General features: G+C 69.6%; 19 protein-coding genes. 7 read left to right on the forward strand and 12 right to left on the reverse strand.

The genetic code is table 11. The features are described 5' to 3' along the window. The first annotated feature begins 168 nt into the window (after nt 1-168). The gene (locus R4823_RS26520; RefSeq protein ID WP_087838068.1) at nt 169-483 is read left to right on the forward strand and encodes a 2Fe-2S iron-sulfur cluster-binding protein; all 315 of its coding nucleotides are present in this window, start codon (nt 169-171) and stop codon (nt 481-483) included. Here the strand turns inward: R4823_RS26520 and R4823_RS26525 are convergent. Beyond that, on the reverse strand, nt 437-1,384 hold the full coding sequence (locus R4823_RS26525; RefSeq protein ID WP_087838069.1) for a LysR family transcriptional regulator: 948 nt from the start codon (nt 1,382-1,384) through the stop codon (nt 437-439). The genes R4823_RS26520 and R4823_RS26525 overlap by 47 nt on opposite strands. Nucleotides 1,385-1,495: 111 nt before the next feature. On the opposite strand from R4823_RS26525, the gene R4823_RS26530 reads away from it, so the two are divergent. Both R4823_RS26530 and R4823_RS26535 read left to right on the forward strand, forming a co-directional pair. Next, the gene (locus tag R4823_RS26530; protein ID WP_087838070.1) at nt 1,496-2,698 is read left to right on the forward strand and encodes a 3-hydroxybenzoate 6-monooxygenase; all 1,203 of its coding nucleotides are present in this window, start codon (nt 1,496-1,498) and stop codon (nt 2,696-2,698) included. Between the two features lie 107 nt (nt 2,699-2,805). Further along, nucleotides 2,806-4,041: a PepSY-associated TM helix domain-containing protein gene (locus R4823_RS26535; RefSeq protein ID WP_338619232.1), complete on the forward strand. Its 1,236-nt coding sequence runs from the start codon at nt 2,806-2,808 to the stop codon at nt 4,039-4,041. Here R4823_RS26535 and R4823_RS26540 read toward each other — a convergent pair. The 3 genes from R4823_RS26540 to R4823_RS26550 form a co-directional block, all read right to left on the reverse strand. Next, nucleotides 4,016-4,573: a hypothetical protein gene (locus R4823_RS26540; RefSeq protein WP_338616730.1), complete on the reverse strand. Its 558-nt coding sequence runs from the start codon at nt 4,571-4,573 to the stop codon at nt 4,016-4,018. The two genes, R4823_RS26535 and R4823_RS26540, sit on opposite strands and share 26 nt — an antisense overlap. Before the next feature lie 114 nt (nt 4,574-4,687). Continuing rightward, a complete protein-coding gene (locus tag R4823_RS26545; RefSeq protein ID WP_338616732.1) occupies nt 4,688-5,638 on the reverse strand; it encodes an aldo/keto reductase in 951 nt (316 codons plus the stop codon). Nucleotides 5,639-5,723: 85 nt separating this feature from the next. Continuing rightward, nucleotides 5,724-6,224, reverse strand: coding sequence for an acyl-CoA thioesterase (locus R4823_RS26550; protein ID WP_087838073.1), 501 nt, complete (start codon nt 6,222-6,224; stop codon nt 5,724-5,726). 113 nt (nt 6,225-6,337) lie between these two features. On the opposite strand from R4823_RS26550, the gene R4823_RS26555 reads away from it, so the two are divergent. After that, nucleotides 6,338-7,174, forward strand: coding sequence for a DUF1932 domain-containing protein (locus R4823_RS26555; protein ID WP_338616735.1), 837 nt, complete (start codon nt 6,338-6,340; stop codon nt 7,172-7,174). 10 nt (nt 7,175-7,184) lie between these two features. Here the strand turns inward: R4823_RS26555 and R4823_RS26560 are convergent, their stop codons facing one another. Both R4823_RS26560 and R4823_RS26565 read right to left on the reverse strand, forming a co-directional pair. Then, on the reverse strand, nt 7,185-7,811 hold the full coding sequence (locus R4823_RS26560) for a response regulator transcription factor (protein WP_087838075.1): 627 nt from the start codon (nt 7,809-7,811) through the stop codon (nt 7,185-7,187). Then, nucleotides 7,808-10,066: an ATP-binding protein gene (locus R4823_RS26565; protein WP_338616736.1), complete on the reverse strand. Its 2,259-nt coding sequence runs from the start codon at nt 10,064-10,066 to the stop codon at nt 7,808-7,810. The genes R4823_RS26560 and R4823_RS26565 overlap by 4 nt, the downstream gene beginning before the upstream one ends. 206 nt (nt 10,067-10,272) lie before the next feature. On the opposite strand from R4823_RS26565, the gene R4823_RS26570 reads away from it, so the two are divergent. Beyond that, entirely contained in the window at nt 10,273-11,349 is a 1,077-nt protein-coding gene (locus tag R4823_RS26570; protein ID WP_338616737.1) for a hypothetical protein, read from the forward strand. On the opposite strand, the gene R4823_RS26575 is transcribed toward R4823_RS26570, so the two are convergent. The 5 genes from R4823_RS26575 to R4823_RS26595 are packed head-to-tail and all read right to left on the reverse strand — an operon-like array spanning nt 11,331 to nt 16,577. Continuing rightward, nucleotides 11,331-12,710: an NtaA/DmoA family FMN-dependent monooxygenase gene (locus R4823_RS26575; RefSeq protein WP_338616738.1), complete on the reverse strand. Its 1,380-nt coding sequence runs from the start codon at nt 12,708-12,710 to the stop codon at nt 11,331-11,333. The two genes, R4823_RS26570 and R4823_RS26575, sit on opposite strands and share 19 nt — an antisense overlap. Before the next feature lie 5 nt (nt 12,711-12,715). Continuing rightward, complete coding sequence (locus tag R4823_RS26580; RefSeq protein WP_338616740.1) at nt 12,716-13,843, reverse strand: LLM class flavin-dependent oxidoreductase; 1,128 nt, start codon at nt 13,841-13,843, stop codon at nt 12,716-12,718. Nucleotides 13,844-13,863: 20 nt separating this feature from the next. After that, complete coding sequence (locus tag R4823_RS26585) at nt 13,864-14,661, reverse strand: ABC transporter ATP-binding protein (protein WP_338616741.1); 798 nt, start codon at nt 14,659-14,661, stop codon at nt 13,864-13,866. A 17-nt stretch (nt 14,662-14,678) separates the two neighbouring features. Continuing rightward, nucleotides 14,679-15,695, reverse strand: a complete 1,017-nt coding sequence (locus R4823_RS26590) for an ABC transporter substrate-binding protein (RefSeq protein ID WP_338616742.1) — start codon at nt 15,693-15,695, stop codon at nt 14,679-14,681. A gap of 42 nt (nt 15,696-15,737) precedes the next feature. Continuing rightward, complete coding sequence (locus R4823_RS26595; RefSeq protein WP_338616744.1) at nt 15,738-16,577, reverse strand: ABC transporter permease; 840 nt, start codon at nt 16,575-16,577, stop codon at nt 15,738-15,740. A gap of 159 nt (nt 16,578-16,736) precedes the next feature. Between R4823_RS26595 and R4823_RS26600 the strand changes: the two genes are divergently transcribed. Further along, entirely contained in the window at nt 16,737-17,753 is a 1,017-nt protein-coding gene (locus R4823_RS26600; RefSeq protein ID WP_338616745.1) for an aldo/keto reductase, read from the forward strand. A gap of 62 nt (nt 17,754-17,815) precedes the next feature. Further along, nucleotides 17,816-18,043: a hypothetical protein gene (locus R4823_RS26605; protein WP_338616746.1), complete on the forward strand. Its 228-nt coding sequence runs from the start codon at nt 17,816-17,818 to the stop codon at nt 18,041-18,043. Between the two features lie 7 nt (nt 18,044-18,050). On the opposite strand, the gene R4823_RS26610 is transcribed toward R4823_RS26605, so the two are convergent. Continuing rightward, complete coding sequence (locus R4823_RS26610) at nt 18,051-18,335, reverse strand: hypothetical protein (protein ID WP_279817914.1); 285 nt, start codon at nt 18,333-18,335, stop codon at nt 18,051-18,053. Nucleotides 18,336-18,338: the final 3 nt, after the last annotated feature.

The following is an 18,338-nucleotide window of genomic DNA, read 5'->3' on the forward strand; positions in this document are numbered from 1 at the left end:
GCTGGTTGGCGATCGATGGCGAAGTGTACCCGCGCGCGCGTAGCCTCCTCGGGGAGCATGTGTTTCAAGGCATGACCCTTGTGAGTCCGGCGCGGCCCGGCCGCCGGGCCGCGCCGGGGATGCTAGCATCCCGCCCATCGGACCTCGCCCCGCCCTGCTCCATCCGCCGTGAACGCTCCCACCGATACCCATTCCGTCACCCTCGATCCGCAGCAATGGACCTTCGCCGCCGGCGAGGACGAGAGCCTGTTCCAGGCCGCGCGGCGCGCCGGGATACGGCTGCCCACCATCTGCCGCAACGGCACCTGCCGGACCTGTTTTTCCCGCATGGAAAGCGGCAGCGTCCGCTATCTGGTCGAATGGCCGGGCCTGAGCGCGCAGGAAAAGCAGGAAGGCTTCATCCTGCCCTGCGTGGCGGTGGCCACCTCGCCCATCGTCATGGTGAACCCGCACGCCGAGAAGACCGCCGACGCGGCGGGCTGACGCCCACGCCCGTATCCATGAACAGCTCGGCCAGGGTCTGGCGCAGCCAGGCGTGGCCGGGATCGCGGTGGAAGCGCGCGTGCCAGTACTGATTGACCGCATAGCGCTCGATCGGAATGGGGGGCGCGTGCACGCGCAGCCCTTCCTGCCGCGCCACGATCCCGCCCAGGAGGCTCGGCACCGTGGCGACGAAGTCGGTCTGCGCGATGATCGCCGCCAGGCCCAGGTAGCTGGGCAGCCGCAGCACCACCTGCCGCTCCAGCCCGGCACGGCGGATGGCCTGCTCCACGATCAACTGGCTGGTGGTCGAGGGCGAGACGTCGACGTGGCCTTCGCGGGCGAAATCGGCACGCGTGAAGGTGCGGCCGATGCGCGGATGGCGCGGTCCCGCCACGCACACGAAGTCCTGCTCGAACAGCCGCTGGCGGTAGAAGCCGGCATCCAGCTGCGGCATGAAGCCTATGGACAGGTCGGCTTCGCCGCTTTCCATGCGCGCCGGGGTGTCGGGCCCGATACGGAAGATCTCGATGCGCACGGCGGGCGCCACGTCGCGCAGGCGGTTGACGATGCGCGGCAGCAGCACGATGTGGCTGATGTCCGTCATGCACAGGCGGAAGACGCGATCGGAGGCCGCCGGCAGGAAGACGGCAGGCTCGAGCAGCGCCTGCATCGCGGCCAGCGCGGCGGCCACGCGGCCTTCGAGTTCCAGCGCGCGCGCCGTGGGCTCCATGCCCGAGGTGGTGCGCACGAACAGCGGATCGTCGAACAGTTCGCGCAGTTTCGCCAGGAAAAAACTCATCGTCGACTGGCTCATGCCCATGCGCTCGGCAGCGGCCGAGACGCTGCCGGTGCGGCGGATCTCGTCGAACACGCGCAGCAGCTTCGTATCGATATTCTCCAATTTTCTTATTGATCCATATCGATAAATTCGATCCAGCGTATCGATACCGCTCCATGGAGTCAAGCGCACCCGCTTACTAACATGGCGCCAGATTTCACGCGAGGAGACACCATGAGTACCGGAACCCAAGCGACCGCCATCGTGGTGGGCGGCGGCATAGGCGGCCTGGCCGCCGCGCTGGCCCTGGCCAGGGAAGGCGTGTCGGTCGAACTGCTGGAGCAGAGCCCGACCATAGGCGAGATCGGCGCCGGCATCCAGCTCGGCCCCAACGCCTTCGCCGCGCTGGACGCGCTGGGCGTGGGCGAGGCCGCGCGGCGCCGCGCAGTCTTCACCGAGCGCCTGATCATGATGGACGCGGTCGACGCCACCGAGGTCGGCGGCTTCGAGGTGGGCGAGGCGTTCCGTGCGCGCTTCGGCAATCCCTACGCCGTCATCCACCGTGCCGACATCCACCTGTCCATCCTGGAAGCGGTGCAGGTCCATCCGCTGATCCGCTTCAAGACCTCCACCCGCGTGCAGGCCCTGGAACTGGGCGACGGCCAGGCCACGGTGGTGGACGACCAGGGCGGCCGCCATACGGCCGATGCCGTGGTGGGCGCCGACGGCGTGAAGTCGGTGATACGCGACACGCTGATCGGCGACGAGGCCCGGGTGACCGGCCACGTGGTCTACCGCGCCGTGGTGGACGAGGCCGACATGCCCGACGACCTCAAGATCAACGCCCCGGTGGTGTGGGCCGGCCCGAACTGCCACCTGGTGCACTATCCGCTGCGCAACGGACACCAGTACAACCTGGTGGTCACCTTCCACAGCCGCGAGCCCGAGGTCTGGGGCGTGCGCGAGGGCAGCAAGGAGGAAGTGCTGTCCTACTTCGAGGGCATCCATCCCCGTCCGCACCAGATGCTGCACCGTCCCACGTCCTGGAAGCGCTGGGCCACCGCCGACCGCGACCCGCAGCCGCGCTGGGGCCAGGGCCGCGCCACGGTGCTGGGCGACGCCGCCCATCCCATGACCCAGTACCTGGCACAGGGCGCCTGCATGGCACTGGAAGATGCCGCCACGCTGGGCGCGGCGGTGCGCCATGCCCGCGGCGACCTGGAAGCGGCGTTCCGGCTGTACGAGAACTCCCGCATCACCCGCACCGCGCGCGTGGTGCTGTCCACCCGCGCCATGGGCACGCTCTACCACGCCAAGGGCGTCGAGCGCCTGGTGCGCAACTCGCTGTGGGTGGGCCGCACCCAGGATCAGTACTACGACGCGATGCAGTGGCTGTACGGCTGGCGCGTGGAGACCTGCCTGAAACCCTTGGTGTAACCGACCGGCCGCCGATACATCAAATAATACTAATTCGCGTTATCATTCCCGGAATTTCAACATTCCGGGAATCGCGGCCTCTCCACAGGCGCGACCTTAGCCTCATGTTGCGCAAATTCGGAGTCCTGCTGCACCGCTGGTTGGGCCTGGGCGTCGCGGCCTTCCTGTTCATCGCCGGCCTGACGGGCGCCTTCATTTCGTGGGACCACGAACTCGACGCCTGGCTGAATCCGCAGTTGTTCGAACCGGCCACGCAGGGAGAACCGTTGCCGGTGGAGACCCTGATCGCCAGGCTCGAGGCCGAGGATCCGCGGCTGATGGTCACCTTCAGTCCGCTGGAGGTCGAACCCGGCCACGCCCTGCTGGTCTCGGTCACCGGCCGCATCGATCCGGCCACGGGCAAGGCGTTCCCGCTGGACTTCAACCAGGTCGCGCTCGATCCCGTCACCGGCGACGTCCAGGGCCGGCGCGAATGGGGCGCGATCTCGCTCAGCCGCGAGAACCTGCTGCCTTTCCTGTACAAGCTGCACTACACCATGCACCTGCCCGACGTGAAGGGCGTGGAACTGGGCATGTGGTTCATGGGACTGGTCAGCATCGCCTGGTTCCTGGACTGCTTCGTCGCGCTGTACCTGTCCTTCCCCTCGTGGCGCGCCTGGCGCAAGTCGTTTGCGTTCCGCGTCGGCAAAGGCGGCTATGCGCTCAACTTCGACGTGCACCGCTCCGGCGGCGTCTGGCTGTGGGCGCTGCTGCTCCTGCTGGCGGTGACCTCGATCTCGCTCAACCTCGGCAACGAGGTCGTGCGTCCGGTGGTCAACCAGATCTCGCCGCTGACACCCACGCCATTCGAGACGCGTCCGCTGCGCCCGCTCGACCAGCCCATCATGCCGACGCTGACCCGGACGCAGATCGTCGAACTGGGCAAGGCCGAGGCCGGCCGCCTGGGTATCGCCGAGCCGGCCGGCGCCGTGTTCTATGGCGCGCTGCAGGGCATCTACGGCGTGGGTTTCTACGAGCCGGGCAACGACCACGGCGATGGCGGGCTGGGCAACCGCTGGCTCTACTTCGACGAGAAGAGCGGCGCGCTGCTGGGCAAGCACATTCCCGGCACGGGCAGCGCGGGCGACGTGTTCATGCAGGCCCAGTTCCCCTTGCATTCCGGCCGTATCCTGGGCATTCCGGGGCGCATCTTCGTGTCGCTGCTGGGGTTGTCGGTGGCCATCCTGAGCGTGACCGGCGTCGTGATCTGGGCGAAGAAGCGCAAGGGCCGGATGGCCTCGGCCAGGGCGGCGCAGGCGCGCATGCGCCCCGCCGCCGCTACCGGTTCGCCTGGCCTGTCTTGACGGCCACGGTATAGGGGCGCCGCCGCGGGCGGCTCCCGATGGCGGGAAAGACGATGGACAGGACGGCCGCATCCAGGGTGACGTCCACGCCTATCACCAGCGTCGCGTCCAGCGCGTCCAGCAGCCGCAGCATGCGCGTCCGCTCCTGCGCGAACAAGGCGCGGGCCTGCGCCGGTCCCCAGGGCTGGAGTTCGTCCAGCGAGACCGGCACGGAGGCGTGCCCGCCGGCGCCGTTGCCGTGGCCAACCCGCAGCTGCACGCGATCCAGGTCCAGCCGCGCGCCGACCACGATGCGCCGGTTGATGCCGGGACGGCTGGCGATGCAGGCGATGGCGGAGTCGATCAGCGCGCAGACATGGTCGGCGGAGCCGGCCACCAGCAGCGGATGGTCGGGTACATCGGCCTCCACGTACCGGACGTTGCCGTCCGGCGAGAGGTCGTAGTCCTCCACGGCTGACTGGATCAGGCGCCCCAGGTCGCACAGCGGGCTCGCCGCGCGGCGCTCGGACAGCTCGCCGGTAAGTTCGGTCATGGAAGTGCTCGCAGAGACAAGCCTGGGGCGAGTCTACGGAAGAGCGCTTCATCGCACTGCAAACAATGCGTAACATGCTGGCCGGCATAACCCCGCCGGCCGGTTCTTCTGCCGCTAGTAGGCGCTAGCCTTCGAAAGCAGTTCCAAGGACTCCCCGTCCAGTGCCAGCGTGGCGGCGGCCTGCAGCGCATCGAGCTGGGCGATCGACGTGGCGCTGGCGATGGGCGCCGTCACCGCGGGCTGGTGCAGCAGCCAGGCCAGCGCCACGGAAGCCGGGGTCGAGCCATGCCGCCGGGCCACCTCGTCCAGCGCATCGAGGATGCGCAGGCCGCGCTCGTTCAGGTACGAACCCACGCGGCTGCCGCGCGCCTTGCCTTCGAGATCGGCGGCGGTGCGGTACTTGCCGCTCAGGAAGCCGCTGGCCAGCGCGTAGTAATTGATCACGGCCACCTGGTTGCGCAGCGCCACCGGCGCCAGCTCGGTCTCGAACGCCTGGCGCTCGATCAGGTTGTACTCGGGCTGCAGCGTGGCGTAGGCGGCCAGGCCGTTGGCCCGGCTCACGTCCAGCGCCTCCTGGAAGCGGGCGGCGGTGTAGTTGGACGCGCCGATGGCGCGCACCTTGCCGGCCTTCACCAACCGGTCGAAGGCCGCCAGGCTTTCTTCCAGGGGCGTCGCGGCATCGTCGTCATGGGCCTGGTAGAGATCGATGTAGTCGGTCTGCAGGCGCCGCAGCGAACCTTCCACCGCCTTCTCTATGTACGCGGCCGACAGTCCGCCCGGATTGCCCAGCGCCGGCTTGCCCACCTTGGTGGCCAGGATCACGCGGTCGCGCTTGCCGCTGCGCTTGAACCAGTTGCCGATGATGGTTTCCGATTCGCCGCCCTGGTTGCCGGGCACCCAGCGCGAATAGGCGTCGGCGGTGTCGATGAAATTCATGCCCCGGTCGGCCAGCGCATCCAGGATGCCGAACGACGCGGCCTCGTCCAGGGTCCAGCCGAATACGTTGCCGCCGAAGGTGATGGGGAATACCTGCAGGCCGGTAGTGCCCAGCGGTCGATAGGTCATGGCTGCCTCGAACGGAAGGAAACGGAATCGAAAATAGTAGGAGATTCCGGCCTCCCGTCCAAATAGCCGCCACGCATGAGCTAGTTCACGCGCCGCCCGCCTGCGTGGTGCGTTCCTTGATCAGTTGATGCCGCCTTTCCATTTCCTGCCGCAGTTCGCGCCGCAGCAGCGCCGCCTCGCAGCGCTGGCGCTCTTCCTCGTCCTGCGGTTCCAGCGGGGGCACCGGTACCGGCACGCCGTCGTCGCCCACCGCGACCATCGTGAAATAGCAGCTGTTGGCGTGGCGCACGGTCTTGCTGCGGATATCTTCCGTCACCACCTTGATGCCGATCTCCATGGACGTGCGCCCGGTGTAGTTGACCGCCGCGTAGAAGGTGACCAGTTCGCCCACGTGGATGGGCTGGCGGAACACGACCTGATCGACCGACAGCGTGACCACGTAGCGCCCGGCGTAGCGGCTGGCGCAGGCATAGGCGACCTGGTCGAGATACTTGAGGATGGTGCCGCCATGGACGTTGCCCGAGAAGTTCGCCATGTCCGGCGTCATCAGGATCGTCATGGAAAGCTTGTGCTGGGAATCGTTCATGGCGAACCTTCTGCGCGAATATGAAGCAGCGCCATTGTAGCCAGCGCGGACCCGGCCCGCGCGGCGGCGTTAACATGGACCCCCGCCATCATCCGCCTCCGGGAGACACCATCATGCCCAGCCCCACCCTCGCCCTCCTGCATCCCGGCGCCATGGGCGCGGCCATCGGCACCTGCCTGGTCTCCACCGGCCACCGCGTGCTCTGGTGTTCCGCCGGGCGCAGCGCCGCCACGGCCGCGCGGGCGCGCCAGGCCGGTCTGGAAGACGCAGGCTCCCTGGCCGACGCCCTGCGCGCCGCCGACATCGCCATCTCGGTCTGCCCGCCGGACAACGCGCTCGACCTGGCGCGCGAGGTCGCGCGGCACCGGTACGGCGGCGTCTTCGTCGACGCCAACGCGGTCTCGCCGGCCACCCTCCGGCAGATCGAGGAAGCCGTGCGCGCCGGCGGCGCGCGCTTCGTGGACGGCGGCATCATCGGCCAGCCGCCGCGCGCGGCCGGCAGCACCCGTCTCTACCTGGCCGGCGACGGCGCTTCGGACATCGCTGCGCTGTTCGAAGGCAGCGCGCTCGAAGCCATCGCGCTGGACTCCCCCGCCGGCAGCGCCTCGGCGCTGAAGATCTGCTATGCCGCCTGGAGCAAGGGCGCCACCGCGCTGCTGGCCGGCATACGCGCGCTGGCCCGCCACGAAGGCGTCGAGCCGGCCCTGCTGGCCGAATGGCAGCGGTCCAGCCCGCAGACCCCGGCACGGTCGGAAGAGGTCGCGCAGAAGGCCGAGAAGGCCTGGCGCTGGGTGGGCGAGATGGAGGAAATCGCGTCCACTTTCCATGCCGCCGGGCTGCCCTCGGGCTTTCATCTCGCGGCCGCGGACATCTTCCGGCGGCTGGACGTCTACAAGGATGCGCCCCGGCCGCCCGCCATGGACGAGGCGCTGGACCGGCTGCGGCGCTGACCCGCCGGCTTCAGACCAGGCCGAAGGACTTGGCGCGCAGCGCCGCCTCGGCGCGCGAGGCAATGTTGAGCTTCTCGTAGATGTGCTTGACGTGGTCGCCCACGGTATGGCGCGAGATGCCCAGCGCGGTGGCGATCTCGCCCAGCCGCAGGCCACGCGCCAGCAGCACCAGCACTTCGTTCTCCCGGGCCGACAGCGGGCTGATGACCGTGGACGGCCTCAAGCGGAAATGATCCAGCAGCCGGCGCGCGATGGCGGGCGACAGCGGCGGCTGGCCCTGGGCGATGCCGGTCAGCATGGCCGCGAGCTGGGCCGGCGGATGTTCCTTCAGCACATAGCCCTGCGCGCCGGCCTGCAAGGCGGCGAACAGCTTGCTGTCCTCGCCCGTGATGCTGGATACCACCACGGTGCAGCGCGGATGCCGCAGCGTCAGGGTGGCGATGAGTTCCGTGCCATCGCCGTCGGGCAGTCCCAGGTCCACCAGGGCCAGGTCCGGCACCCGCTCGGCGATGGCCGCGCCCGCCTGCGCCAGGTCCTGGCCGCAGCGCACGCGCGCTTCCGGAAAGGCCAGCGCCACGGCCTCGCTCAGCATGGCCGCCGCTTCCGGCAGGTCTTCGACGATCAGGATGTCGTTCATGCCCGCACCTCCGCCGGCGCCGCCGGCTCCACGGACGCCACGGCTGGATTCCCGGGCCCCAGCGGCAGGCAGATCCTCAGGATACAGCCGTCCTCGCCGCGTTCGAGCCCGACCACCCCCTGGTACTCGGCCAGGCGCCGCCGCATGCCGGCCAGGCCCAGGCCGATGCTGGCCGGCCCCGCAACGGGCACGCTGCGGCCGGCGCCGCGCATGCCGTCATCCACCATGACGATGTCCAGCCGGCCGTTGCCCGCTCGCACCTCCACCTCGATACGGGTGGGACCGCCATGCTTGAGCGCGTTGGACAGGCCCTCGCGCAGGGCGCGTTCCAGGGTGGCCTTCATCCGGGCCGGCAGGGCCGACTGCATGTCGGGCAGCGGCATGGCCGGCACGAACTCGTTCCAGACGAAATCCACGCCCGCCGCGTCGCAGCGGGTGGCCATCTCGGCGCGCCAGTCGGCCAGGGCATCGGCCAGCGGCAGGCTGTGGCCCTCCAGGGCCGACAGCGTGGTGCGCAGGTCGCTCATCGCCGCGCGCGCGACATCGGCCGCCACGCCGTCGCCCGCGCGCGACGCCTGGTGGATCAGCATCAGCAGCCGCGCGCCGATGTCGTCGTGCATGTCCTGCGCGATGCGATGGCGTTCTTCACGCACGCCCCGCTCGTAGGAATCGCGCCCCTCGCCCGCCTTCTGCACCAGGCTGGACAGCGATGCCGCCAGCTCGACGTCGTGCGGCGCGAACAACCGGCGGCCGCGATCGGCCAGTCGCAGCACCCGCGCCTCCAGGCCGCCGCAGGACGGCACCCACAGCGCCTGCCCCGACTCCAGCAAGGTGGCCGAACGAGGGTCCTCGGCCTCGGCATGCGCAAGGCGGCGAATGTCCAGCGGATCGAACAACTGCCCGAGCAGCGCGTCCCACCGGCGCTCCTGTTCCCCGCGCGAGGGCGAGAAGGCGATGCGGATCAGCTCGGGGAACGTGGAGTCTACCCGCGCGCCCCGGGCACCGGTCAGCCGGCGCCACAGCCACTGGCGGAACGGGAAGTACAGCCAGCCGCACAGCAGCAGCGACACGCCCATCGAGAACGCCGGGTTCCAGCGCAGCCAGACGATCAGGGCCGCGTCCATCAGCACCACCGCCAGCGCCCCGGCCAGCCACAGCAGGATCCGGTAGGCCCAGCGGTCCAGGTCGAACAGCCGGTAGCGGCGCAGGCCGAACGCGAGCCCGACGTAGATGATCAGGAAGTAGCCGAAGGCGTAGCCCTGGGAGATGGGCGGAAAGAAGCCCAGCACCTTGGAGCCGGTCGTGGAAAAGACGAACAGGCCGCTGCCCACCAGCATGGACAGGGCCAGCCAGCGCAGTGCGGCCCGGTCCAGCGGACGGCCCCGGCTCATTCTCCACTGCACGCCGGCCAGCGCGATCGCGCCCAGCATCTCGGACATGATGCCCATGCGGGTCCAGTTCTGGCTGGGCAGCCACTGCATCGTGTCGGCCAGCCACCAGGCCCCGTACACCACGGGCAGCGCCCACAGCGCCACCACCGGCACCAGCCGCCTCGGATAACACAGGAACACCGCCAGCAGCGCGCACCCGAACATGAAAGCGCCGGCGTGATTGGCGGCGGACAGCGCGTGGAACAGTTCCCCGCCCAGCGCCAGTTCGCGGCTGCTGTAGGCCGCCGCCGGCACCGCGAAGGCGGGGAAGGCCAGACCGGTCAGCGCGAACATGCTCGCGCCCAGGTCCGTCGGCCGCAGGGCCCAGACCCAGCATGCGATCAGACATCCGGCGAAGCTGACGACGAGCTGGAACCAGAACGTCGCCGGCAGCGATCCCAGCGGCCGGGCCCCGGGCGTCCATACCTCGGCCGCGCGCGAGCCATCGGCCCGTGTCCACTCGGCCTGGACCGGCCCGTCCAGCAGCCCGCGGAACGTTCCCTGCCTGTCGAAGAATCGGTTCATGCGCGCGTATTCGTCGAAGAAGTCGGGCTCTTCGATCAGGTCGTCGGGCTCCACGTCCAGGCCGACGCGCTCTCCCGGCCGCGAAAGCGCCAGGCGCGACGCGCCGTCCTCCAGGCCATGGGCGGGGCCGCCGGGCAGCCCGCGCGCGCGCACGCTGCCGGCTTCGTCGACAGTGAATGCGATGCCCAGCCAGGGCGTCTGCAACGCTCCCCAGGTGGCCGCCGCGGCGGCGGCCGCGCACAGCGCCAGCACCGCCAGCAGGATGCGGGCAGGCACGGCCAGGAACGAATGGATGGGCATGTCGGGATTCCAGCGGCAATCGGGACGCGAACGGGGGTGGCACGCTGATGATGAAGAAAGACCCCCGCCAGTACAAGCCATTAGTCGCCTGCCGGCAACCCCGTGTTCGCGGGATTGTCCGCCCTGCTCCACATGGGAAGAATCGCCGGACATCACCCGACCGGCCGCGACCGCGGCGGGTCTCATCCACGCCACGAGGGTATTCCATGATGAAGCTACCGTTCTTCCCGCCACGCACCGCGCGCCTTGCCGCGTGCGCCTGTCTCGCGCTTGCCCTGGGCGCCTGCGGCGGCGACGGCGGCTCTTCGGGCGGCGCGAGTCCGCCGGCACCGAAGACGGACACGCTGTCGGGCACGGCGGCCACCGGCGCCGCCCTGGCCAACGCCACCGTCACCGTCATGAACGCGGCAGGCGCCACCGCCACCGGCAAGAGCGGCGCCGACGGCCGCTACAGCGTCACCATCGAATCGGCGCCACCCTACCTGCTCAAGGTCTCGACCGGATCGGGATCAGTGCTGTACTCGTTCGCGGCGGCCGCGGGCACGGCCAACATCACGCCGCTGACCACGCTGGCGCTGCATGATGCCGGCGGCAGGAAACCGTTGGCCGCGCTGTTCGAGGGCTGGAAGACCACTCGCCTCGCAGGCGATGCGATCACGGCCGCCGCCAAGCGTGTGAACGCCAACTTCGCTGCGCTCTACACCGCCAAGGGTGTGGATCCCAAGACCTTCGACTTCTTCAGCCGCGGCTTCGCCGCCGACGGCAAGGGCTTCGATGCGGTCCTGGACGGCGTATCGATTTCGCTCAGTTGCTCCACCACGTCCTGCTCGGAAACGATCAAGGTCGGAGCAAGCGTCATCACCTATGATTTCTCGATCAGCGTGGCCGGCATCTCGTTCAGCGGCGGCGGCACGAGCAGCACCATCCCGGCCGGCTCGAAGTGGGAACTGACCGTGCGGGGCTCGGCCAACGGCGTGCCTTTCGAGCAGACCATCGGCAACATCGAATTCGGCGCCGTGCCGGCCTCGGCCGACGGTGCCCAACAGGTGGTGCAGCAGTACGGCGGCGTCTCGGGCGGCGTGTCCGGCCCCGGGGTCAGCCTGAGCTACAGCTACAGCGACCTGTCGACCAGCTACGAGGGCTGCGGAGGCTGCGGCGTCGGCAGCACCATCGTGCTCAAGAGCAAGGGCTCGGTGTCGGTCTCGGGCACCGCAAACGGCATCACGATCCCGCCCACCACGACCCGGTTCGACTACACCTATACCTACAGGCGCACCAGTTGATCCCGGTCCCGGCGGGAGCCGGGCAGGCCCAGCCCCAGGTGATCCCTGAAGGTCGGGCCTTCGTAGTCCAGGCGGAACAGGCCGCGCCGCTGCAGCACCGGCACGACCAGTTCCGCGAATGCCTCGACGGCCCCTGGCACGTAGGCGGGAAAGATGTTGAAGCCGTCCGCCGCCCGCTGGTCGAACCAGGCCTGGATGAAATCGGCGACCTCCTCGGGGTTGCCCACCACGATGGCGCCCATGGCCCCCGCCGTATCGATCAGGTCGCGATAGGAAATACGCGCCGCACCCGTCAGCGACCGGCGGGTGCGGCGGGCGGTCTCGTCGATCAGCCTGCGCCCCGCCTCGGACGCCTGCCCGTACAGCGCGGATTCCACCACGGCGCCGGGGTCGTTGCCGCGCACGTCCACGCCCAGGGTCTCGGACAGCGCGCTCAGGTTGCGCCGGCGGCCGCGCCCGAGCCCGCCCTTGCGGACCTCGCCCACCGTCTCTTCCGGATCCAGCGGCAGGAAGGCGTTCAACTGGTCGTAAAGAGCGACGGCTTCCTCGGTGGTGGGCGCGACGATGGGGGTGAGCCCGGGCAGGATGGCGATCTCGTGCTCGCCTCGCCCGTAGCGCGCCGCGCGCTGCTTGATGTCGGCATAGTAGGCCTGGGCCGACGGAATGTCGGGTTGGCCGGCGAAGATGACGTCGGCCTCGCGCGCGCCCAGCTCGCGCGAGCGGTCCGAGGTGCCCGCGTGCAGGATGACCGCATGGCGCTGCGGCAGGCGCGGAACGTCCAGCGGACCGGCGATGCGGAAGTGCCGCCCCGCGTGACCCAGCGGCACGCCCGCGGGCGCCTCGGCGGACGGCGCGCCGTCCCACAATGCCTTCACCACGTCGACGAACTCGTCGGCCCAGTCGTAGCGCTTGCCCGTTTCCCAATGCTCGGTACGGCTGAAGTTGGCGGCGGCGATGTCATCGGCACCGGTCACGATGTTCCAGGATGCACGGCCCGCGCTGACGTGATCGAGCGATCCCATCAGGCGCGCCACGGAATAGGGGTCGTAGTAGGTGGGGTTGGCGGTGACCACGATGCCGATGCGCGACGTGGCGGCGGCCAGGCTGGCGGCCGTCGTGAACGGCTCCAGCCGCGACATCTGCGCGGGGTTGGTGCGTTGCAGCCGGGGATCCGTGGCCAGGCGGTCGCCCAGGAACAGGAAGTCGAACCGGGCCCGCTCCGCCACTTGCGTCACGTGCTGCAGGAACTCGATGTCGAACGCCGCATCCTCCTTGGAGCCGGGCAGCCGCCAGCCGGCGGCGTGGGTGCCGGTGGCCCAGAACATCAGGCCCAGGTGCAAACGGCGAGGGGGTTGGCTCATGGCGGTCATCCGTTGACGGGTTGCGGGGAAACGTGGCGATTGGCGGGACGGGCCAGGCCCAGGCGTCCGCGCAGCGTGAGCGCGGCGCCTTCGGCGGGCGGGGCGGTCGCGCCGCGCCGAACCAGCCCCGGCACCACCAGTTCGGCGAAACGCGGCCATTGGCCAGGCTCGGGCGCCGGCGCCACCGCGAATCCGTCGGCCACCCGCCGCGCCACCCATGCCTGCAAGGTGGCGGCGATCTCGCCCGGCGTGCCGATCAGCGTGACCGCATCGGCACGCGAAGGCGCGCGGGCGCGCAGCCGCTGCGCTTCGTCCGGCGTGTCGGCCACCCAGGGCACGATGGGCGCGAGCACCCGCGGCGGATTCGCGGCGCGGCCTTCGCGCACGGCCAGTGCGCGCAAGGCCTCGGCCGCCTCGCGCACGCCGGCTTCGTCCCCGGCCGCCACCACCACGATGTCGGCCTCGGCCGCCGCCCAGGGGCGCGAGGCGGCCGAGCGTTCGACATGCACCAGGGGCAACTGGCCCTGCGGCGGCCGCGCGACGTTCAGCGGTCCCTGGACCTGGAAATGCTCGCCCCGGTGCGCAATGGCGTGGATCTTGGCGCCGTCCACGAAACGGCCGCTGGCCTTGTCGCGCAGGAAAGCGTCGTCCTCCCAGCTGTCCCACAGCGCGCGCACCACGTGCAGGAACTCCCTGGCATGCCGCCCGGGATCCGCCGGCGCGGCGCGATCGCGCACGCCGAAGTTGACCGCCGCCGCGCGCGCGGGATCGTGCACCAGGTTGAGCGCCGCCCGCCCATGGGTGATGTGGTCCAGCGAAGCGGTCAGGCGGGCCAGGTTGAACGGTTCGTAGTAGGCGGCGTCGGCCGTCACGGCCAGGCCCAGGTGGCGGGTGCGCGTCGCGATGAAGGAAGCCGCCGTGAACGGGTCGAGGCGCATGCGCGGCGCGGCGCCTTCGACGCGCGGTTCGTCATCGAGCACCAGCAGGTCGAACCCGGCGCGCTCGACTTCCAGCGCCAGGCTGGTCAGCAGCGAGCCGGCGAACGCCGTCTCGATCGAGGGCTCGGCGCCGCGATGCAGATACGCCAGCAGCGGGCCGCCGGCACGCGGAAGGGATACGGATGTGGAAGACATGTGGAACCCCAGGTGAAGAGTCAGCGCGCCGAGGCCAGCGCGCGCAGCGGAGCCCGGGCCGGCGAGGCGCCTGTGTCGATCGCATGCAGGGCGTCGTAGATCGACGCCTCGAGCTTGAGCAGCGGCAGGTCGCCGCGCCGGCGCGGCCGCGGAACGGCCACGCGGAAGGTGTCGTGGATATGGCCCGGCCGGGGCGACAGCAGCACGATGCGGTCGGCCAGGAACACCGCCTCGCCCACGTCGTGCGTGACGAACACCACCGTGCGCCGGTGCGCCTGCCAGATGCGCACCAGGTCTTCCTGCAGCCGGATGCGCGTGATGTGGTCCACCGCGCCGAAGGGCTCGTCCATCAGCAGCACGCTGGGCTCGTTGGCCAGCGCGCGGGCGATGCCGGCCCGCTGGCGCATGCCGCCCGACAACTGGTGCGGGTACTTGTCGCCGAATCCCGCCAGCCCCACCAGCTCCAGATAGGCCTTGGCGGTCTGGCGCCGCAGCGCCTTGTCGCGTCCCCGGATCTCCAGGCCCAGCTGGACGTTGCGCGCCACCGTGCGCCAGGGCAGCAGCGAGGCGTCCTGGAACACCACCCCCACCGAGGGGAACGGCCCGGCGATGGGCCGGCCGTCGAACAGGGCCTGCCCGGCGGTGGGGCGCTGCAGGCCGGCCAGGATCTCCAGCAGCGTGCTCTTGCCGCAACCGCTGGGGCCCAGCAGCACCACGAACTCCCCTTCATCGATATCGAGGTCGATATCGGCCAGCGCATGCACGGGCTTCGCGCCCCCATAGACCTGGCTCAGCTTGCGGATCGAGAAAATGGACACCGGGCGACTCCTTGCGATCAGCCTTTCAGCGCCGCCGATCTATCGGGGTACTGGAACGGCTTGACGTATTCCCGCGGCACGAAGCGCAGGTCGATGTACTTCTTCGCGTCATACGGCGCCTTCTGGTTCTGCTGCTCGATCTCGATGCGCTGCGTATCCTGGATGGCGACCGGATCGACGTCGGGATTGTTGTCCCAGACGTCGTCCTCCTGCCTGAGCGCCAGTTCGACCGCGCGGGGATTGAGCTTGAGCCGCGCCTGCAGCCACGGCAGGTACTCCGGGTAGTTCGCCTTGGCGTAGGTGTAGGACTTGAAATAGGCCCGCAGCCCGCGGCGCAGCAGGTCGGGATCGTTCGCGATCAGCCGGTCGCCCGCGATCAGCACGCCGGTGTGATAAGTGGGCAGGTAGTCCCAGCCCCGGGCCAGCGTGCGGCTGGTCTTCTCCAGCTCGCCCAGCGCGGCAAAGGGCTGGTGGATGATGGTCGCGTCCACCTGGCCGGAGATCAGCGTGCCGTAGGCCTGCTGGGTCGAGCCATTGCCGAACAGCGTCACGTCGCGCCGGGGATCGAGGCCGTTGCGGACCAGGATCGTGCGCAGCACCGTATCCAGGTTCGAACCCGCATGGGCATTGCCCACGGTCTTGCCCTTCAGGCCGGCGATGCTCTGGATGCCGGGCCGGGCGATCAGGAAGTACGGTCCCTTGCTGCGAAAGCCCGACGATACGATCTTGATCGGCGCGCCCAGCGCCGCGGCGCGCAGGTAGACGCTGGTCGGCCCGAACGCGAACGACAGCTCGCCGGTCGCGACGCCGGTCACCGCATCCTGTACGTCCACGAACTCCACCTCCAGGCCCTCTTCGCGGAAGAATCCTTTCTCCACGCCAAAGGCGATGGGCTGCTGGGTGTAGCTGTTGGTGGCCACGAGCTTGAGCTTCTTCGTCGCGGCGCCCTGCGCGGACGACAATCCGGGAACGGAGGCGGAAAGGGCCGCCAGGGCGGCAAGGCGCGACAGCGTGTCGCGTCGGTTCTTGTTCATGATGGAATCCACAGGAAAGCGAAGCGGGGAAATGACGAACGGTCAGGCATGCTTCCACCGGAGCAGCACGCGCCTCTCCAGTTGCTCGACCGCGAAGATGATGAGCAGCGCGAACACTGTGATGGTGGCGACCAGCGCGAACACGGCGGCGGTGTCGTAGACACCGGTGGCCCGGTTCAGCAGGTTGCCGATGCCCGCCTTCGAGGCCACGATCTCGGCCAGCAGCGCGGCCACCACGCACATCACCGCCTCCACCCGTACCGCCGCCATGATCGAAGGGATGGCCGACGGCAGCACCACCTTGAAGATGCGCTGCGCCTGCGTCGCGCCCAGCACCCGGGCGACTTTCAGGTGGTTCTCCTGCACCTGCCGGATGCCCGCGATCGTGTTGAACACGAAGATGAAATAGCCGAACAGGAAGACGATGAAGACCTTGTGCGCATAGCCTATGCCCAGGTACAACGTCAGCAGCGGAATGATCGCGACCTTGGGGACGGCCATCAGCGCGACCAGGAACGGATTGAGGAACCGGTGCACCGCCGGCAGCAGGCCCATCACCACGCCGGTCGAGACGCCGGCCACGAACGCGATGGCCACGCCCAGCAGCGCCTCGGACAAGGTCACCAGCAGATGGCGCAGCAGGCCGTCCTGCATCACCAGGCGGGGAAAGGCCTCCAGGACCTGCGTGGGCGATGCCAGATAGATGGGCTTGACCGCGCCGCTGTCCACCAGGAACTGGATGGACAGCAGGATGGCCGCCAGCAGCAGCACCTGTCCGGCGACGATCAGCAGCGCGGCGGGCACGCGTCTGCGCGGCCGGGACTCGCGGTCCGCGAGAGGAAGCGCGGGTACGGCATGGAGATGCGATGGAATGCTGGACATGACGGCACGGCGGAGGGACATCGGAGGACCACTCTATGCCGCTGCCGGCCGGTGCCGAAGGAATTTGTCCGCATATGCAATGCCACAAATCGCATTTCCCGCGCGCCGCGCCGATTGCTAGATTGCCCGCTTCGGCACGCTTCGTCTTCGGAACCATTCATGCGCTACATCGATCTGGGCACCACCGGCCTGCGCGTCTCGCGGCTGGCATTCGGCGCCTCCAGCTACGGCTCCCGGGACTGGATGCCCTGGGCCTTGTCCGAGGACGACGCCCAGCCCCACTACCGCGCGGCGTTCGAACATGGCTTCAACCTGTTCGACACCGCCGAGTCCTATTCCAGCGGCCTGAGCGAGGAAATCCTGGGCCGCGCCATCAAACGCTACGGCACGGGCCGCGACAAGGTCGTCATCGCCACCAAGGCCGGCCTGGCCAGGGGCGACGGCGTCAACCACGGTCTGTCGCGCAAGCGCATCCGCCACGCCATCGACGACAGCCTGCAGCGCCTGGGCACCGACTACATCGACCTCTACCAGATCCACCGGCTCGATCCCCACACGCCGCTGGAGGAGGTGATGCTGGCGCTGGACGACGTGGTGCGCGCCGGCAAGGCGCTGTACATCGGCGCCAGCAGCATGCACGCGTGGCAGTTCGCGACCTTGCAGCAATTGGCCGGACGCGACGGGCTGACGCGGTTCTCGACCATGCAGAACAAGTACAACCTGCTGTACCGGGAAGAAGAGCGCGAGACCCTGCCGCTGTGCCTGCACCAGAACGTGGCGGTGCTGCCCTACAGCCCCCTGGCGCGCGGCCTGCTGGCGGGCAGCCGCAGGCAGGACACCGAACGTTCGCGCGTCGTCCGCGACTTCGTCCGCCCGGAGGACGAGAGCATCGTGGACCGCGTCATCCAGGTCGCCGCCGAGCGCGACGTCAAGCCGGCACAGATCGCGTTGGCCTGGCTGCTGCACAATCCGGCGGTCACCGCTCCCATCGTCGGCGCCACGCGCGCCGCCCACCTGGACGATGCCGTGGCCGCGCTGGACATCGTACTCAGCGCCGAGGAACTGGAACGGCTGGAAGCGCCGTACGTGCCGCAGCAGGTGCAACTGGACCGGAACGTGGCACCCGTGCCCGGCCAGACCGCGTCGCCCGATTTGCTGCGACTGTTCCGCCGCTAGCTGTTCCGGCGGCGGCGCGTGGCACGCCACTTGCTGCGGAACGCGCTTTCAGGAGACCTCCCATGAAAGATCGTCCGTCCGACACGACCGCCAAGCCCCCCACTGTCATACGCGAACGGCCGGCCGATCCCAACTGGCTGGGCGTCGGCTCCGAGGAACGGCCGCGCGAGCCGGTCGAGCCGCAGACCGGCTCGGAACCCGCCGACGTCGGCCGGAAGATGCCGGGGGAGGTCCCGTCCGCACTGGGCAAGCCGCCGTCGCGTCGGGGTCGCGATCCCGACCTGGCCTGAAGCCTCGTCAGTCTTCCTCGTCTTTCCCGCTGCGCCGCTCGTTGCCCGCCGCGCCGTCGCTGCGCACCTCCACGTCGGCCCCCTGCTGGCCGCGCTGCGCCGGCGTGAAATCGTCGGATCCGGGCAGCGTCCCGGTCCTGGCCTCTCTACCGGCTTGCGCGGTCCCCTGGTCGAACTCGGTCGTCGCCCCTTCGGGACCGGGCGGATGATCCACGTCCGGACGCGGGGCGTCGTCGGAGGAAACATGTTTCGGGCGCGGCGCGCCGGCATTGGGGTCGGGAGGGGTTTTCATGGT

Origin of the sequence: Pigmentiphaga sp. CHJ604, assembly GCF_036972535.1 — a bacterium.
Taxonomy (GTDB): Bacteria; Pseudomonadota; Gammaproteobacteria; order Burkholderiales; family Burkholderiaceae_B; genus Pigmentiphaga; species Pigmentiphaga daeguensis.

Bases quoted from the DNA above. Each gene is read 5' to 3' on its own strand.
- R4823_RS26530 (WP_087838070.1), top strand. From the start codon at position 1,496: ATGAGTACCGGAACCCAAGCGACCGCCATCGTGGTGGGCGGCGGCATA.
- R4823_RS26540 (WP_338616730.1), bottom strand. From the start codon at position 4,573: ATGACCGAACTTACCGGCGAGCTGTCCGAGCGCCGCGCGGCGAGCCCG.
- R4823_RS26545 (WP_338616732.1), bottom strand. From the start codon at position 5,638: ATGACCTATCGACCGCTGGGCACTACCGGCCTGCAGGTATTCCCCATC.
- R4823_RS26550 (WP_087838073.1), bottom strand. From the start codon at position 6,224: ATGAACGATTCCCAGCACAAGCTTTCCATGACGATCCTGATGACGCCG.
- R4823_RS26555 (WP_338616735.1), top strand. From the start codon at position 6,338: ATGCCCAGCCCCACCCTCGCCCTCCTGCATCCCGGCGCCATGGGCGCG.
- R4823_RS26560 (WP_087838075.1), bottom strand. From the start codon at position 7,811: ATGAACGACATCCTGATCGTCGAAGACCTGCCGGAAGCGGCGGCCATG.
- R4823_RS26565 (WP_338616736.1), bottom strand. From the start codon at position 10,066: ATGCCCATCCATTCGTTCCTGGCCGTGCCTGCCCGCATCCTGCTGGCG.
- R4823_RS26570 (WP_338616737.1), top strand. From the start codon at position 10,273: ATGATGAAGCTACCGTTCTTCCCGCCACGCACCGCGCGCCTTGCCGCG.
- R4823_RS26575 (WP_338616738.1), bottom strand. From the start codon at position 12,710: ATGAGCCAACCCCCTCGCCGTTTGCACCTGGGCCTGATGTTCTGGGCC.
- R4823_RS26580 (WP_338616740.1), bottom strand. From the start codon at position 13,843: ATGTCTTCCACATCCGTATCCCTTCCGCGTGCCGGCGGCCCGCTGCTG.
- R4823_RS26590 (WP_338616742.1), bottom strand. From the start codon at position 15,695: ATGAACAAGAACCGACGCGACACGCTGTCGCGCCTTGCCGCCCTGGCG.
- R4823_RS26595 (WP_338616744.1), bottom strand. From the start codon at position 16,577: ATGTCCAGCATTCCATCGCATCTCCATGCCGTACCCGCGCTTCCTCTC.
- R4823_RS26600 (WP_338616745.1), top strand. From the start codon at position 16,737: ATGCGCTACATCGATCTGGGCACCACCGGCCTGCGCGTCTCGCGGCTG.
- R4823_RS26605 (WP_338616746.1), top strand. From the start codon at position 17,816: ATGAAAGATCGTCCGTCCGACACGACCGCCAAGCCCCCCACTGTCATA.
- R4823_RS26610 (WP_279817914.1), bottom strand. From the start codon at position 18,335: ATGAAAACCCCTCCCGACCCCAATGCCGGCGCGCCGCGCCCGAAACAT.